The sequence below is a fragment of the Streptomyces violens genome (assembly GCF_000717745.1).
Classification (GTDB): domain Bacteria; phylum Actinomycetota; class Actinomycetes; order Streptomycetales; family Streptomycetaceae; genus Streptomyces; species Streptomyces violens.
The window spans coordinates 1-227 of record NZ_JOBH01000056.1 but is presented as its reverse complement, the minus strand read 5'-3'; the positions used below and the strand labels follow the sequence as shown (position 1 = coordinate 227).

Below are 227 nucleotides of genomic sequence, written 5' to 3'. Positions count from 1 at the left end.
ACGAAGGACTTCACCCAGTGGCCGACCTCGTACCAGTGGTGCTGCTCCTCCACCGGGTCGCCCCAGGGGAGCTTGGCGTTCTTCATGTCCTCGGCGTTGAAGCCGTACTGGTTGGCCTTGTCCGAGCCGTCCCCGGCCACCATCTGGGTGCCGTTCCACAGCGCCGTGATCTTGTTGTGGCAGGTGCGCTCCGCCGCCCAGAACGCGGCCACCGTGGCGGTGATGTC

1 pseudogene is annotated in these 227 nt (G+C 66.5%); it reads right to left on the bottom strand.

The features are described from left to right. Positions 1 to 227 (bottom strand): annotated as a pseudogene (locus tag IF04_RS36380) (hypothetical protein); the annotation flags it as partial.